This is a genomic window from Nonomuraea candida, from assembly GCF_000725485.1.
GTDB lineage: Bacteria > Actinomycetota > Actinomycetes > Streptosporangiales > Streptosporangiaceae > Nonomuraea > Nonomuraea candida.
On sequence record NZ_KL647033.1, the window covers coordinates 195,384 to 209,547 of the forward strand.

The window sequence follows — 14,164 nt, forward strand, 5'->3', positions numbered from 1 at the left end:
TTCCGCGCGTCCGGTCCCGGCCTGCCGCGTGCCCGGCTCTCCTCCCTTCCCGGAGGGAGCCGGTGGCGTGGGGGGCGGGTCAGGAGGTGAGCAGTTCCTCGCGGGCCTGGTCCAGCGCCGCCAGCACGGCCCCCCGCAACACCGGGTTCTTGTCGGTCACCGTGGTGGTGACGACCTGGGGCCGCACCGGGCAGATGCGGGCCACGGCCTCCTCCACCCGGGACGTCAGCGCGGCGCCGCCCGCGTGCCCGACCTCGCCGGCCAGCACCACCAGCCCCGGGTCGAGGATCACGCACACCGCCGCCACGCCGAGCGCCAGCCGGTGCGCGATCTCGTCGAGCAGCGGCTCGCCCCGCTCCCCCGCGGCCACGGCGACCCTGACGCACTCGGTGGCGCTGCCGGCCGCGAAGCCGTACCCCTGCGCCAGCTCCGTCACCGCCTCGGCGCTGACCAGCGACTGCAGGCCGCCCGCCAGCGAGGGCAGCCGCCCCGGCTGGGTCCGGATGTCCTCGGGCAGCGGCACGCCGGGCACCGGCAGGTAGCCGATCTCGCCCGCGCTGCCGGAGCGGCCGCGGTGCAGCTTGCCGCCCAGCATGATGGCCAGGCCCAGGCCGCGGCTGGCCCACAGCAGCACGAAGTCGTCGACCCCCTCGGCCGCCCCGTCGACGCGCTCGGCGATGGCGGCGAGGTTGACGTCGTTCTCGATCGTCACCTGGCGGCGCAGGTCACCGGCGAGCGCCTCGTGGACGCCCTCGTGCCAGCCGGGCAGGTCGAAGGAGAAGCGGATGTCGCCGCTGCGCGGATCGACCACGCCCGGGGTGCCGATCACCACGCCGCGCAGCTTCGACAGGCTGATCTTGGCGCTGCGGCAGGCCTTGACGAGGGCGCTGTGCACCACCGAGACCGGGTCGTCGTGGCCGTTGGGGTCCACGGTGACCTCGGCGATCGTCCGGCCGTGGATGTCGGCGACGGCCGCGGACAGCAGCTCGGGCCCGACCTCCAGCCCGGCGACGTAGGCGCTGGAGGGGATCACCGAGTAGAGCGCCGCGTTCGGGCCGCGCCCGCCGGCCTGGGTGCCGACCACCTCGACCAGGCCGCGCTCTTCGAGCCTGGCCAGCGTCTGTGAGGCCGTGACCTTGGACAGACCGGTCAGGTCACCGATCTGCCCGCGCGTCATGGGGCCGGTCGCCAGCAACAACTCCAGGGCGGCCCGGTCGTTGATCTCCCTGAGCAATCTGGGCACACCAGGGCGTCGCTCCACGCTGAATCCCACCGTCAAATCGAAAAGGTTGTTGGAAGTTTAGCGCTGTCAAAGGGCCCCGCGATGGCCGCCGTATTCGGATCTCCTGCCCCGTTCTGACGACCTTGCGCCTAACCAGTGTTGACCAGGGGGGATAATCGAGAACATGCGCCTATCCGCTCGTGTCGACTACGCCCTCCGCGCCGCCGCCGAACTCGCCGCAGCCGGTGCGGGCCCGACTACAGTGGGCGAGCTCGCCAAGGAGCAGGACATGCCGCCCAAATACCTGGAGAACATCCTGCTGCAGATGCGCCGCGCCGGGCTGGTGCGCGGGCAGCGCGGGCCCGAGGGCGGCTACGTGCTGGCCAGGCCCGCCTCCGACATCTCGCTGGCCGACGTGATCCGCGCGGTGGACGGCCCGCTGGCCAACGTGCGCGGCGAGCGGCCCGAGCACGTCGGCTACCGGGGGCCGGCCGAGTCGCTGCAGCAGGTGTGGATCGCGCTGCGGGCCACCGAGCGGTCGATCCTGGAGGAGGTCACGCTGGAGCAGGTCGCCTCCGGCGCGCTGCCCGACCGGGTGCGCCAGCTCGCCGCCGACCCGGCCGCCTGGGACTGACCCTCCCTCGTCACGTGCCGCCGGACCCGGCGGGGCAGCCCCTTCCTCGCGGCCGGGCGGCACCGGCCCGCCGTGCGAGGGGCCGGGCGGTCAGCGCCGGGCCTGGCCACCCAGCGCGTACGACACCTCGGCGTCCAGATCGGCGTCCCTGCCGAGGCGGAAGGCGGAGTCGTAGGCCCGGTCGCCCAGCACCCCGCGCACCCGGCTCTCGCAGTCCTTGCGGGCGGCGATCAGCTCCGGCGCGCCGAAGTGCTGCTTGCCGACCGTGTCCCAGACCTGGTCGGCCAGCCCCAGCATGCGGGCGGCCCGCTCCCCCTCCCCGGTCGCCACCGCCGCGGGGGCCAGCAGGTCGATCGCCATGGCCATCCCCACCCGGTCGTGCAGCCGCCACTTGACCTCCAGCCCCGCCTGCGCGAACCGCAGCGCCCGCGCGGCCCGCCCGCAGGCCAGCTCGGCCTGGGCGCGCAGCACGTCGCCGTAGGCCCGCTGCCAGCGCTCGCCGTGCCGGTCGCAGAGCGCGCGCAGCCGCTCCAGGGTGGCGATGCCCTCCTCGAAGCGGCCGGTCATCGTCCTGGCCATGCCGTACGCGGTCAGCCCCAGCAGCATGGGGAAGACGTAAATGGACCCGTCGGCCCTGGGGATCACCTCGTCGCCCACCTCGATCGTGCGCTCCAGGTCGCCCAGGATGATGCTGGCGCACATGATCGCGCACCGGGCCATCAGCGCCGCCTCCAGGTCGCCCTGCCGGTCGGCCTCGGCCGCGCACTCCTCGGCCAGCTCCCGCGCCGCCGCGCCCTCGCCCTGGCACACCATGGCCAGGCTGCAGGCCCACATCACCTTGTTGCGCGCCGGTCCCGGCTCAGGGTCCTGGGCCAGCGCCCGCTCCATGTAGTGCCGGCCCTCGGCGGGGAACCCGCACGGATACCACAGGAACCACAGCGCCCCCGCCAGCTCCAGCGCGGTGCGCCCCTCGGGCCTGGCCAGGCAGAACTGCAGCGCCGCGCGCAGGTTGCCGAGCTCGGCCGTCATGCGGTCGTACCACTGGTACTGGTCGGGCCCGATCCACGAGACGTCGCCCTCCCTGGCCAGCGCCAGGTAGTAGTCGCGGTGGCGGCGGCGCACGCGCTCGTCCTGGCCCAGGTCCTTCAGCCAGATGGCGCCGAACTCGCGGATCGTGTCGAGCATCCGGTAGCGGTCGCCCGCGCCGGTCGGCTCCCAGACCAGGATCGACTTGTCGGCCAGCGACTCCAGCAGTTGCGGGATCTGCCAGGCCGGCAGCCGCTCGTCGGCGCAGACCTGCTTGACCGCCACCGGGTCGATGCCGCCGGCGAACACCGAGGCGCGCGCCCACAGCAGCCGCTCGGCCGGAGTGCAGAGCTGGTGGCTCCAGCCGATCGCCGTGCGCAGGGCCTGGTGCCAGGGCGGGTCGGCGTCGTAGACCTGGTGCTCGGTGGTGCCGAGCTCCTCGAAGCGGTCCTCCAGCCGCTCGGCCAGCCGCTCGGGGGTGACCTCGCGCAGCCGGGCGGCGGCCAGCTCGATGGCCAGCGGCAGCCCCTCCAGCCTGCGGCACACGCGCAGCAGCGCCCGCCGGTTGCCGTCGTCGACCACGAAGCCGGGCACGGTCGCCGCGGCCCGGTCGGCCAGCAGCGCCACCGCGTCGTCGTCGCACCAGTCGTCGTAGCCCTCGGGCACGGGCAGCGGCTCCACCGTGAAGACCCGCTCGTCCGCGCAGCCCAGCGGGCGGCGGGAGGTGGCCAGGACGCGCAGCCGGGGCGCGGCGGCCAGCAGCGCCTCGACCACCTCCGCGCACGCGGCGGTGACGTGCTCGCAGGTGTCGAGCACCAGCAGCAGCTGGCGCTCCGCCAGGTAGTCGGCCAGCACCTCGGTCACCGGGCGGCTGCTCTGGTCGGCCAGCGGCAGCGACTCCGCGATCGCGTACGGCAGCGCGCTCCCCTCCGCCAGCGGCGACAGCGAGACCAGCCAGGCCCCGTCGGCGAAGCCGTCCCGCAGCAGGGCGGCGGTGCGCAGCGCGATCCTGGTCTTCCCGACCCCGGCCACCCCCGTGACGGTGACCAGTCTCGATCTCCGGAACAAGGACCGCAGCTCGGCCACCTCCCCACGGCGGCCGATCAGTGTCGTGCTCTCGGTGGGGAGATTTCCCTGACATCTGCCCGCTTGCATGATCGTCACCTCACAGGGCTCGGTCTGCCCCACAGTTTGCCGGAACCGCTCCCGCAACGTCACTAAAAGTGAGAAGGTGACTACCGGCCAACAGATTCCCCCTAGGAGTTCCCATCCCGCGGCAATTCTCCGCCAGGCGCCGGCGCCGGCTGCTGCCGGTGCTGCTGCTGGCCGAGGTGGTGATCGCGCTGGCCGACGCCGCTTACGCCAGCGTCTCCCTGTCGGTGCTGCTGCTCGCCGGGCCGATGGTGGCCGCCCACTGGTCGAGCGTGCGCCACACCGTGCTGGCCGCCGTCACCGCGCTGGCCCTGGCGCTGCTGCCGCCGGCGCGGGCCCTGGCGCTGCTGGTGCCCGCGCTGTCCCTGACCCCGCTGCCGCCCGTCGCGGCGGGCGAATCGTCCCTGCCGCAGCACCTGGTGCGCACGCTGATCGTGGCCACCGGCGGATTGTGGGCGTTCGTGACGGCCAGGGCGCGCGCCCGCGACCGGGCCGACCTGGCGCGGATGACGCGCATCGCGGAGTGGGCGATGATCCCCGCGCTGCCGCCCTCGCTGGGCGGGGTCGGCCTGGCGGCCCACACCCGCTCGGCGGCGGGCGCCGGCCGCCTCGGCGGCGACCTGCACGACGCGGTCGCCACGCCCACCGGCCTGCGGCTGATCATCGGCGACGTCAAGGGGCACGGCCTGGACGCCGCCCACCTCAGCGCGAGCGTGCTGGCGGTCTTCCGCCGCATCGCGGCCACCGCGCCCGACCTGGCCGCGCTGGCGCGCGACCTCGACGCCGGCATCGCCGGCTCCCTGGGGCCCGAGGACTTCGTGACGGTGCTGCTGGTCGAGTTCGTGCCGGGCGGGGCGCTGCTGGTCAACTGCGGCCATCCCGCTCCCGTACGCGTCGACACCCGGCTGCGCGCGCTGCACCCGCCGCGCCCGTGCCGTCCCCTGGGCCTGTCGCCCGACCCGTACGTGTGGCGCGTCCGGCTGCTGCCCTCCGACCGCCTGCTCCTGTTCACCGACGGGCTGACCGAGGCCCGTGACCGCGAGGGCGCCGAGCTGCCCTTCGACGAGCGCCTGCACGCCGCCCTGACGCAGCCGACGCTGGAGGAGTCCCTGCACGAGGTGCTCGGCCTGCTGCGGCGGCACACCGCGGGCCCGCGCGACCACGCGGCCGACGACCTGACGCTGATCCTGGCCCAGCCCGGCCCGCCCGCCCCGGCGCCCCGGCCCGCGCCGGTTCCCCTGGAGGAGCATGAGCGGCGGCCGGGCTGAGGGTCATCTCCTGGTGAACCAGAGCACGACCCGCTCCACCTCGGCCCCGGGGCCGGTGGCGAGGGTCCGCACGGCGCGCCACCAGCCTTCCGTCAAGGCCCAGTCCCGGCCGTCATCATCACCGCCAGCCCCCGCGAAGGCGGCAGGACAAGGGCCACGTTCTGCCACCCGACGGGTCAAGGTGGCGCGCGTAACGGCGGTCGCCCCGTGCGGGTCAGCGGGCGTATTCCTGGAGGCCACCAGCCGGGTACGGCGGGTGGCGGTGACGCCGGCGCCGCCGTAACGAAAAGCCGTCGGAAAGCCCCGCCCCACGGAAACCCACCACAGAAGACCCACCACAGAAAGACCCACCGCAGAAGGGCCCACCACCGGACAGACCGCCACCGGACAGACCGTCACCCTGAAAGCGCGCCACTCCGAGCGCGCCACCAGCAGACTCACCACCGGAGGCCCATCGCCGGAAGGCGGAAAGCGCTCCTAAACTGGGAAAATGCCCGAAGGAGACGCCGTCTACCGCACGGCCGCGCGCCTGCGCGGCGCCCTGGACGGGCGGGTGCTCACCAGGTCGGACTTCCGTGTCCCCCGGCACGCCACCGCCGACCTGCGCGGTCGGGAGGTCATCACCACGCTCTCGCGCGGCAAGCACCTGCTCACCCGCGTCGAGGGCGGCCTGACCGTCCACACCCACCTGCGCATGGAGGGCAGCTGGCAGGTCGCGCCGGCCGGCGGCCGGGTCCCCCCGGGCGACCGCGTCAGGCTCGTCCTGGCCAACGAGCGGTGGCAGGCGGTGGGGATCAAGCTCGGGATGGTGGATCTCGTCAGGACCGCCGACGAGGCGCGGCTGGTGGGTCACCTGGGGCCGGACCTGCTGGGCGTGGACTGGGACCCGGACGAGGCCGTGCGAAGACTGCGAGCGGCACCCGGCAGGACCATCGGGGAGGCGCTGCTCGATCAGCGCAACCTGGCGGGGATCGGCACGATCTATCGCGCCGAGACCCTGTTCCTGCGGGGAGTCTGGCCGTGGAAGAAGGTCGGGGAGATCGGGGATCTCAACGGGCTCGTGTCACTGGCCCAGCGGCTGCTGGACGCGAACAAGGGGCATGCGGGCACGGTGACCACAGGTGATCGCCGCCCAGGGAACCAGACCTGGGTCTACGGCAGGGCAGGCAGGCCCTGTCGCCGATGCGGCACCCGCATCAGTCGTGGGGAGATGGGTGCGCAGCCACAGGAACGGCTGATCCTGTGGTGTGCCGGCTGCCAGCAGCGTTAGGCAGCCACCATGTCCTTGACTTCGGGGAACACGGAGTCGCCGATCGACCCGGGCACCGTCTCCGCAAGAGGCAGGCGCTCGTGCTCCGGCACGTCGGCGAGCACAGGGGTGGCCTGGAGCTCCGCCAGCGCGAACTGGTCGGAAACCTCACGCAACACCTGCGAAAGCGGCACCCCGAGCGCGCCGCAAATGGACGCGAGCAGCTCGGACGAGGCCTCCTTCTGGCCGCGCTCCACCTCGGACAAGTAGCCGAGCGAAACCCGGGCAAGCGTGGACACCTCGCGTAGCGTGCGCCCCTGCCGCACCCGCAGCCGCCTCAGCACGTCGCCGAGCAGCTGACGCAGCAGAATCATCTGTCGCTCCCTCCCCGGCGCGGATGTCTTCACCACGCCCCGCGCGATCGGATCGTGCCGCACTTTGTTCTTCTTGGCTTCGTACATACTCCTCGCCGTCATCACTGGGCGTCGCCGCCCCTGGACCGCCGCTCGTGGCTCAGTGCGCGACTCATCAGGCCCGCCTGCCGGGCGCTCGGTGCTTGCAGTTGGCTCACGGACCTCACTCACAGCTCCACCGTACCCGTATCCACCGACACCGCGTCAGACCGCGCATCGCATGTTCGCTCGGGACGTAACACGGTAATCACCCGGAATGTTCCCCTATGTTCGCCTTCAGCACACCTGACAATAGATCGACGGCCTCGTCCACCGTCTCTACCCTGATACGTTCGCGCGACCCCCCGAGACTCAACTCCCGGGCCCACCTCCGGCCGCCCGGCCCCGACACCGCCACGTGCACGGTGCCGACCGGCCGGCCGTCCTGCGGCTCGGGACCGGCCACGCCGGTCACCGCCAGCCCGTACGTGGCCCCGCACAGCCGCGCCACCCCCGCCGCCATGCCCGCGGCCACCTCGGCGTGCACCGCCCCCTCACGCCTCAGCAGCTCGCCCGGCACGCCCAGCAGCTCGTGCTTGAGATCGGTGGCGTAGGAGATCACCCCGCCCCTGAACGCCCGGGACGCCCCCGGCACCGAGGTGATCGCGGCCCCGATGAGCCCGCCGGTCAGCGACTCGGCCACCGCGACCGTCGCGTCCCGCTCCACCAGCATCCCCAGCATCCCGGCCACGTCAGCCATCGATCACTCCCCGCGCGCCTGCCTGGCCACTTTACGCAGCTTCGCCGCCCTGAGAACGTAGTCGGCGCCCGTGCCCACCGTGACGACGACCGCCGCCCCCATCACCGCCCACCGGACGGGCCCCGGCACGAACGGCAGGAGGTAGAGCACGATGGCCGCGATCTGCAGCACGGTCTTGACCTTGCCGCCGTAGCTGGCCGGGATGACCGCGTGCCGCAGCAGGACGAACCTCAGCGCCGTGATGCCCAGCTCTCTGCCGAGGATCACGATCGTGACCCACCAGGGCAGCTCGCCGAGGATCGACAGGCACACCAGCGCGGCCCCGGTGAGCGCCTTGTCGGCGATCGGGTCGGCGATCTTGCCGAAGTCGGTGATGAGGCCGTAGCGCCTGGCCAGCTCCCCGTCGAGGTGGTCGGTGATGGAGGCCACCGCGAACAGCGCCAGCGCGGCCACCCGCCAGCCCGTGCCCGGCAGGAAGAGGCAGACGACGAAGAAAGGGACGAGCGCCAACCGGAGGACCGTGAGGACGTTGGCGATGTTCCACGGGCTTACCACGCGGCGCTCGTCCCGGGTCATGGACCGGCCTTGATGCGCGCGATCAGGTCAACCCCCTCGGCGTCGACCACGTGCGCGCGTACGATCTGTCCCTTGACCAGGCCGATCCCCTGCACCGTGACCGAGCCGTCGACCTCGGGCCCCTGGTGGGCGGCCCTGCCCTCATAGCCGCCGTCGCCCAGGTCGTCGTCGATCAGCACGTCGACCTCGGTGCCGATGCGCTCCTCCGCGCGCTGGGCGGTCAGCTCCTCGGCCAGCTCGGTGAGCAGGCGCACCCGCTCGTCGATGACCTCCTGGCCGAGCTTGCCAGGCAGGCCGGCCGCCTCGGTGCCGTCCTCGTCGGAGTAGCCGAACACGCCGATCACGTCGAGCCTGGCCCGCTCCAGGAAGCCCACCAGCTCGCCGAACTCCTCCTCGGTCTCGCCGGGGAAGCCCACGATGAAGTTGGAGCGCACGCCCGCCTCGGGGGCGCGCTCGCGGATGCTGTCCAGCAGCCCGAGGAAGCGCTCGGGGTCGCCGAAGCGGCGCATGCGGCGCAGCACCGTGCCGCTGGCGTGCTGGAAGGACAGGTCGAAGTAGGGGGCGACGCCCTCGGTGCCGGTGATGACCTCGATCAGGCCGGGGCGCAGCTCGGCGGGCTGGAGGTAGCTGACGCGCACGCGCTCGATGCCCTCCACGGCGGCGAGCCGGGGCAGCAGCTTCTCCAGCGCGCGCAGGTCGCCCAGGTCCTTGCCGTAGGACGTGGAGTTCTCGCTCACCAGGACGAGCTCGCGCACGCCCCGGTGGGCCAGCCAGTCGGCCTCGGCCACCAGCTCGTCGGGCCCCCGTGAGACGTAGGAGCCGCGGAAGGCCGGGATGGCGCAGAACGTGCAGCGCCTGTCGCAGCCGGAGGCCAGCTTGAGCGAGGCCACCGGGCTCTCGTCGAGCCTCTTGCGCAGCACCCGGGGCCCGCTGGCGGGCGCGAGGCCCTCCGGCAGGTCACCGTGACCGGGGATGCCGGTCTTGGCCGCGCCGGCGCGCTCGACCGGTGAGATGGGGAGCAGGGTGCGGCGGTCGCGTGGCGTGTGTGGCTTGAGCGGCTTGCCGGCGAGCACGTCGTCGAGTCGCTCACCGATCTCGGCGTAGTCGTCGAAGGAGATGACCGCGCTGGCCTCGGGCAGGGCCTCGGCCAGCTCGTTGCCGTAGCGCTCGGCCATGCAGCCCGCGGCCACCACCTTGACCCCGGAGTCGGCGGCGGCCAGGAGCGTGTCGATCGAGTCTTTCTTGGCGGAGTCGATGAAGCCACACGTGTTGACGACGACGACATCGGGGTCGTCGTCGCCCAGCTGCCAGCCGGCAGCCTCGAGTCGCGCGGCCAGCTCCTCGGAGTCGACCTCGTTGCGTGCGCAGCCCAGAGTGATCAGCGATGCGGTTCGGCGGGATGACATGGTGAACACTACGGTATCGGGAGTTGGCCACCACCCGATGCACTGGCTCCCCCGCGACGGTTACCGCTCCTGTGGTTTCTGGGGCCCGAACGCCCGCCGCACCACGTCTCCGCTGCCCCCGAGACCCTTCACCCTCTTGCCGTTGACGTGCACCGTCACGGCTCCCGCGTCGGCCAGCAGCACGTGCACCTTCTCCGGCGCGCGCCAGGTCGAGGTCTTGCCGGCCTTGAGGGTGCCCGAGAACAGCTTGTGCCCCTCGGCGTCGTGCAGGCTCACGTAGGACGACCGCTTGGCCTTGATACGGACGGTGACCGTGTTCTTGGCCGAGGCCGACGGCGTGGGCCGCGGCGTCTCGGTGATGGGCGTGTTCGGCGGGACGCTGGGCCGGGCCGAGGCCACCCGCACGTCGCCCGTGCGCACCTGGTCGCCGGTGCCGCCCAGCACCCGCATCATGCCGAAGACCATCACGATCGCCAGCGCCACGCCGAGCGCCATCGTCCAGTTCGGGCCCCGCCGCTCGGGCAGGTGGATCTTGCGGTCGGTCTGGAAGACGGCCGAGGCCGCCATGGGCTGCGGCGCCCCGCCGTGCTGCTGGTCATAGAGGTGCACCGTGGCCTCGGGATCGAGCCCGACGGCCCTGGCCACCGCCCTGATGTGCCCCCGCGCGTAGAAGGCGCCGCCGCACTGGTCGTAGTCGTCCTGCTCCAGGCATTGGATCATCGCCTCGCGAATCCTGGTGGCCGCGCTGACCTGCGAGATCGTCAGCCCGGCCGTCTGCCTGGCCGCCCGCAGCATGGCCCCGATGCTCTGCTCCTGCACAGCGAACCGCCCCCCACCACACCGGCTACTCTTCGTGGTGGTACATATTCAATCAGTTAACGCCGTGCAAGCACGCATTGGGGTCATTCGCCACGCAGGTCGGCGAGCAGGCCGGGCAGGTCGTCGGGTTTCACCAGCACCTCGCGCGCCTTGGAGCCCTCGCTCGGGCCCACCACGTCGCGGCTCTCCAGCAGGTCCATCAGCCGCCCCGCCTTGGCGAAGCCCACCCGCAGCTTGCGCTGCAGCATCGAGGTGGAGCCGAACTGCGTGGTCACGATCAGCTCGGCCGCCTGGATCAGCAGGTCGAGGTCGTCGCCGATCTCCTCGTCGATCTCCCTCTTGACCGGCGCGGCGGCGACGTCGTCGCGGTATTCGACCTGCATCTGCTCCTTGCAGTGCGCGACGATCCCGGCGATCTCCTTCTCCGAGACGAACGCGTTCTGGATGCGGATGGGCTTGCTGGCGCCCATCGGCAGGAACAGCGCGTCACCCTGGCCGACCAGCTTGTCGGCGCCCGGCTGGTCGAGGATGACCCGCGAGTCGGTGAGGCTGGAGACGGCGAAGGCGAGCCTGGAGGGCACGTTCGCCTTGATCAGGCCGGTGACCACGTCGACGCTCGGCCGCTGCGTGGCGATGACCAGGTGGATGCCCGCCGCGCGGGCGAGCTGCGTGATGCGCACGATCGAGTCCTCGACGTCGCGCGGCGCCACCATCATGAGGTCGGCCAGCTCGTCCACGATCACCAGCAGGTACGGGTAGGGCTGGTAGACCCGCTCGCTGCCGGGCGGCGGCTGCAGCTTGCCCGCCCGCACGGCCTTGTTGAACTCGTCCACGTGCCGGAACCCCGACGCCGCCAGGTCGTCGTAGCGCCGGTCCATCTCGCCCACGACCCATTCGAGGGCCTCGGCGGCCTTCTTCGGGTTGGTGATGATCGGGGTGATGAGGTGGGGGATGCCTTCGTACACGCTCAGCTCGACCCGCTTGGGGTCGACCAGCACCATGCGCACCTCGTCGGGGGTGGCCCGCATCAGGATGGACGTGATCAGCCCGTTGACGCAGACCGACTTGCCGGCGCCGGTGGCGCCCGCGATGAGCAGGTGGGGCATCTTGGCGAGGTTGGCGACGATGGTGCGGCCCTCGACGTCCTTGCCCAGGCCGACGATCATCGGGTGGTGGTCGGCCTGCGCCACCTGCGAGCGCAGCACGTCGCCCAGCGCCACCAGGTCCTTGTCGGCGTTGGGGATCTCGACGCCGATCGCCGACTTGCCGGGGATCGGCGACAGGATGCGCACGTCGGCGGACTTGACGGCGTAGGCGATGTTCTTGGTCAGCGCGGTGACCTTCTCCACCTTGACCGCGGGCCCGAGCTCGATCTCGTAGCGCGTCACGGTCGGGCCGCGGGTGAACCCGATCACCTGCGCGTCGATGCTGAACTGCTCCAGCACGCTGGTCAGCGCGTTCACCACGGTCGTGTTGGCCTTGGTCTGCGGCTTGGGCGCGGTGCCGGGCTTGAGATGCGTGAGGTCGGGGAGGCTGTAGGGGCCCGCCTGCGGGGACAGCACGAGCTGCTCGACCTTGCGCGGCGCGGGTGTGGGCTCCGGCGGCTCAGGGCGCCTCTCAGGCTCGGGCGCGGGCGTCTCGTCCTCGTCCGTCAGCCCCGGGACGATCTCCGGCGAGTGCTCGGCCTTCTTGTCCTTCTCCGCCAGCACCGGGGTGTCGTACGGCTTGACGACGTCGCCGGTCTCGCCGCCGTCCTCGGTCTTCTTCGTCCTGACCCGCTTCCTGGCGGGCGACTTCGGCGCGGCGGTCTCGGACTGCCGCTCGAACAGCAGGTGCCTGAGCTCGCCCAGCCGCTCGGGGATGCGGTGCACGGGCGTGGCCGTGATCACCAGCACGCCGAACCCGGACAGGAGCAGCAGCAGCGGGATCGTCACCCAGGACGGCAGGATGCTCATCGGCGGCGCCGACACGATGAACCCGACCATGCCGCCGGCCTGCGACACCTTGTCCATGCCCTGGCCCTGGCCGGCCGGGTAGGGCGTGCCGTTGGCGACGTGGATGACGCCGAGCACGCCGACCATCAGCGCCGCCCAGCCGATCACCATGCGGCCGGTGTCGGCGTTCTGGTCGGGATGGCGCAGGTAGCGCCAGGCGAGCAGCCCGAGCAGCAGCGGCAGCGCCCAGGCCAGCGAGCCGAACACGCCCCGCACGGCCGCGTTGACCACGCCGGCCACCGCGCCGTCGGAGTTGCGCCAGGTCATCGCCGCCAGCACGATCGCGCCCGCCAGCACCGTCAGCCCGGCCCCGTCGCGCCGGTGCGCCGGGTCGAGCTCGCGGGCGTTCTTGCCCACGGCCCGCGCGGCACTGCCGATGCCGTTGGCGAACAACATCCACAACCCCACGATCAGCTTGCCGATCATGGTGAACACCCAGCTCACGGGGTCCTGGTGGGTCATCGGGGGCTTGCGGCCGGGGGCGGCTGCCTTCGTCCTGGCCCGCCCCGCCGACGTGCTTGCGCGCTTGGCGGGGGTCGAGCGCGACGAGGTCGACCGCTTCGCCGGCCCCTTCGCTGCGCTTTTCGGCGTACGGGTGGCCATGATGCCAAAGGTACGACGGAGACGCGGGGGTACGCGCGTAGGCTCGCCGGTGTCCTGACATGTGAACACCGCAAACCTTGCGCGTCACCCCGTCGTGAGGCTCTGCCGCGCGCGGCCGGGAGCGTGCGCGGCACCCCGTCGTCAGGCCCGCCCGCCCGTCGAGACCTCGCGTGTCACCCCGTCGTCATTCCCTGCCCCGCACCGTCGAGACCGCCGCGAAGGCCGCCTGCATGGCCGCCACCCGGTCCGCCAGGTCCTTGACCGCCTCGCGCAGCCCCTCGTCCCCGCCCGCGCCCTCGGCCATGAGCTCCAGGCGCGACTCGACCGCCCCGAGCCGCCGCGCGAACCCCGACAGCGCCTCGTCGTCCCGCACCAGCTCGTGCAGCAGCGCCGCCTGCTCCCTCAGCACCGCGGTCTTGCGGAACAGCTCCAGGAACACCGCCACCTTGGAGCGCAGCACCCAGGGGTCGAACGGCTTGGTGAGGTAGTCGACCGCGCCCACGGCATAGCCGCGGAAGGCCGCGCCTGAGCTGGGCCCGGTGCCGGTCAGGAAGATGATGGGCACGTCGCGGGTCTGGTCGAGCCGCTTGATGTGGGTGGCGGTCTCGAAGCCGTCCATGCCGGGCATCAGCACGTCGAGCAGGACGACCGCGAAGTCGTGGCGCTGCATCAGCTTCATCGCCTCGGGCCCCGACCTGGCCTTGAACAGCAGTTGTTGCAGCGGCCGCAGCACGGCCTCCAGCGCGACCAGGCTCTCGTCGTTGTCGTCCACCAGCAGGATCTTGACCTGTCGGTTCATCCGTCGCCCTTCCGTTCACCCGCGAGCCACCCGCGCATCACCTCCAGGAGCCGGTCGAGGTCCACGGGCCGGACCGTCCGGGGGCGCCGGCCCGGCGCGGAAGGCGCCGTCGCGCGGCCCTGGCCGGGCCACGAGCGGGGGACGCGGGTCAGCAGGGCGAAGCGGACCCGGTCGGTACGGGGAGTCCGACTGCGCGACCATGGCGGCCTTCTTCACAACGGGAGGTATCAGCGGCATCAGTCTGCCACTCTGAGAGTGACCGAA

General features: G+C 72.4%; 12 protein-coding genes. 3 read left to right on the forward strand and 9 right to left on the reverse strand.

The window, feature by feature from the left end; all coding sequences use genetic code 11:
• Positions 1-79: 79 nt before the first annotated feature.
• Complete coding sequence (locus tag IO39_RS48870; protein ID WP_043640768.1) at positions 80-1,261, reverse strand: ROK family transcriptional regulator; 1,182 nt, start codon at positions 1,259-1,261, stop codon at positions 80-82.
• Between the two features lie 145 nt (positions 1,262-1,406).
• On the opposite strand from IO39_RS48870, the gene IO39_RS48875 reads away from it, so the two are divergent.
• Positions 1,407-1,856 carry an RrF2 family transcriptional regulator gene (locus IO39_RS48875; RefSeq protein WP_043640770.1) on the forward strand — a complete coding sequence of 150 codons (450 nt, stop codon included), beginning with the start codon at positions 1,407-1,409 and terminating at the stop codon, positions 1,854-1,856.
• Positions 1,857-1,946: 90 nt separating this feature from the next.
• On the opposite strand, the gene IO39_RS48880 is transcribed toward IO39_RS48875, so the two are convergent.
• Positions 1,947-3,914 carry an ATP-binding protein gene (locus tag IO39_RS48880; RefSeq protein ID WP_157549926.1) on the reverse strand — a complete coding sequence of 656 codons (1,968 nt, stop codon included), beginning with the start codon at positions 3,912-3,914 and terminating at the stop codon, positions 1,947-1,949.
• Positions 3,915-4,195: 281 nt separating this feature from the next.
• Between IO39_RS48880 and IO39_RS48885 the strand changes: the two genes are divergently transcribed.
• Together IO39_RS48885 and IO39_RS48890 are read left to right on the forward strand one after the other, a co-directional pair.
• On the forward strand, positions 4,196-5,302 hold the full coding sequence (locus tag IO39_RS48885) for a PP2C family protein-serine/threonine phosphatase (protein WP_052424346.1): 1,107 nt from the start codon (positions 4,196-4,198) through the stop codon (positions 5,300-5,302).
• Positions 5,303-5,792: 490 nt separating this feature from the next.
• The gene (locus tag IO39_RS48890; RefSeq protein ID WP_043640771.1) at positions 5,793-6,572 is read left to right on the forward strand and encodes a DNA-formamidopyrimidine glycosylase family protein; all 780 of its coding nucleotides are present in this window, start codon (positions 5,793-5,795) and stop codon (positions 6,570-6,572) included.
• Here IO39_RS48890 and IO39_RS48895 read toward each other — a convergent pair.
• From IO39_RS48895 to IO39_RS48925, 7 genes are all read right to left on the reverse strand, one after another.
• The gene (locus IO39_RS48895) at positions 6,569-6,925 is read right to left on the reverse strand and encodes a helix-turn-helix domain-containing protein (protein ID WP_043641037.1); all 357 of its coding nucleotides are present in this window, start codon (positions 6,923-6,925) and stop codon (positions 6,569-6,571) included. The genes IO39_RS48890 and IO39_RS48895 overlap by 4 nt on opposite strands.
• A 286-nt stretch (positions 6,926-7,211) precedes the next feature.
• The gene (locus IO39_RS48900) at positions 7,212-7,703 is read right to left on the reverse strand and encodes a CinA family protein (RefSeq protein WP_043640772.1); all 492 of its coding nucleotides are present in this window, start codon (positions 7,701-7,703) and stop codon (positions 7,212-7,214) included.
• A 3-nt stretch (positions 7,704-7,706) separates the two neighbouring features.
• Positions 7,707-8,279 carry a CDP-diacylglycerol--glycerol-3-phosphate 3-phosphatidyltransferase gene (gene pgsA / locus IO39_RS48905; protein ID WP_043640775.1) on the reverse strand — a complete coding sequence of 191 codons (573 nt, stop codon included), beginning with the start codon at positions 8,277-8,279 and terminating at the stop codon, positions 7,707-7,709.
• Entirely contained in the window at positions 8,276-9,685 is a 1,410-nt protein-coding gene (gene rimO / locus IO39_RS48910; protein ID WP_043641039.1) for a 30S ribosomal protein S12 methylthiotransferase RimO, read from the reverse strand. Before rimO ends, pgsA begins: the two co-directional genes overlap by 4 nt.
• Before the next feature lie 60 nt (positions 9,686-9,745).
• Complete coding sequence (locus tag IO39_RS48915) at positions 9,746-10,504, reverse strand: helix-turn-helix domain-containing protein (protein ID WP_043640778.1); 759 nt, start codon at positions 10,502-10,504, stop codon at positions 9,746-9,748.
• Positions 10,505-10,587: 83 nt separating this feature from the next.
• Positions 10,588-13,101 (reverse strand): DNA translocase FtsK, encoded by a 2,514-nt coding sequence (locus IO39_RS48920; RefSeq protein ID WP_043640781.1) that lies wholly within the window; start codon positions 13,099-13,101, stop codon positions 10,588-10,590.
• Positions 13,102-13,285: 184 nt separating this feature from the next.
• Entirely contained in the window at positions 13,286-13,900 is a 615-nt protein-coding gene (locus IO39_RS48925; RefSeq protein WP_043640784.1) for a response regulator, read from the reverse strand.
• Positions 13,901-14,164 lie beyond the last annotated feature (264 nt).

What these genes read in the sequence shown, in the direction of transcription:
- IO39_RS48875 (WP_043640770.1), top strand. Translation starts at nt 1,407, where the DNA reads ATGCGCCTATCCGCTCGTGTCGACTACGCCCTCCGCGCCGCCGCCGAA.
- IO39_RS48890 (WP_043640771.1), top strand. Translation starts at nt 5,793, where the DNA reads ATGCCCGAAGGAGACGCCGTCTACCGCACGGCCGCGCGCCTGCGCGGC.
- IO39_RS48895 (WP_043641037.1), bottom strand. Translation starts at nt 6,925, where the DNA reads ATGATTCTGCTGCGTCAGCTGCTCGGCGACGTGCTGAGGCGGCTGCGG.
- IO39_RS48900 (WP_043640772.1), bottom strand. Translation starts at nt 7,703, where the DNA reads ATGGCTGACGTGGCCGGGATGCTGGGGATGCTGGTGGAGCGGGACGCG.
- pgsA (WP_043640775.1), bottom strand. Translation starts at nt 8,279, where the DNA reads ATGACCCGGGACGAGCGCCGCGTGGTAAGCCCGTGGAACATCGCCAAC.
- rimO (WP_043641039.1), bottom strand. Translation starts at nt 9,685, where the DNA reads ATGTCATCCCGCCGAACCGCATCGCTGATCACTCTGGGCTGCGCACGC.
- IO39_RS48920 (WP_043640781.1), bottom strand. Translation starts at nt 13,101, where the DNA reads ATGGCCACCCGTACGCCGAAAAGCGCAGCGAAGGGGCCGGCGAAGCGG.
- IO39_RS48925 (WP_043640784.1), bottom strand. Translation starts at nt 13,900, where the DNA reads ATGAACCGACAGGTCAAGATCCTGCTGGTGGACGACAACGACGAGAGC.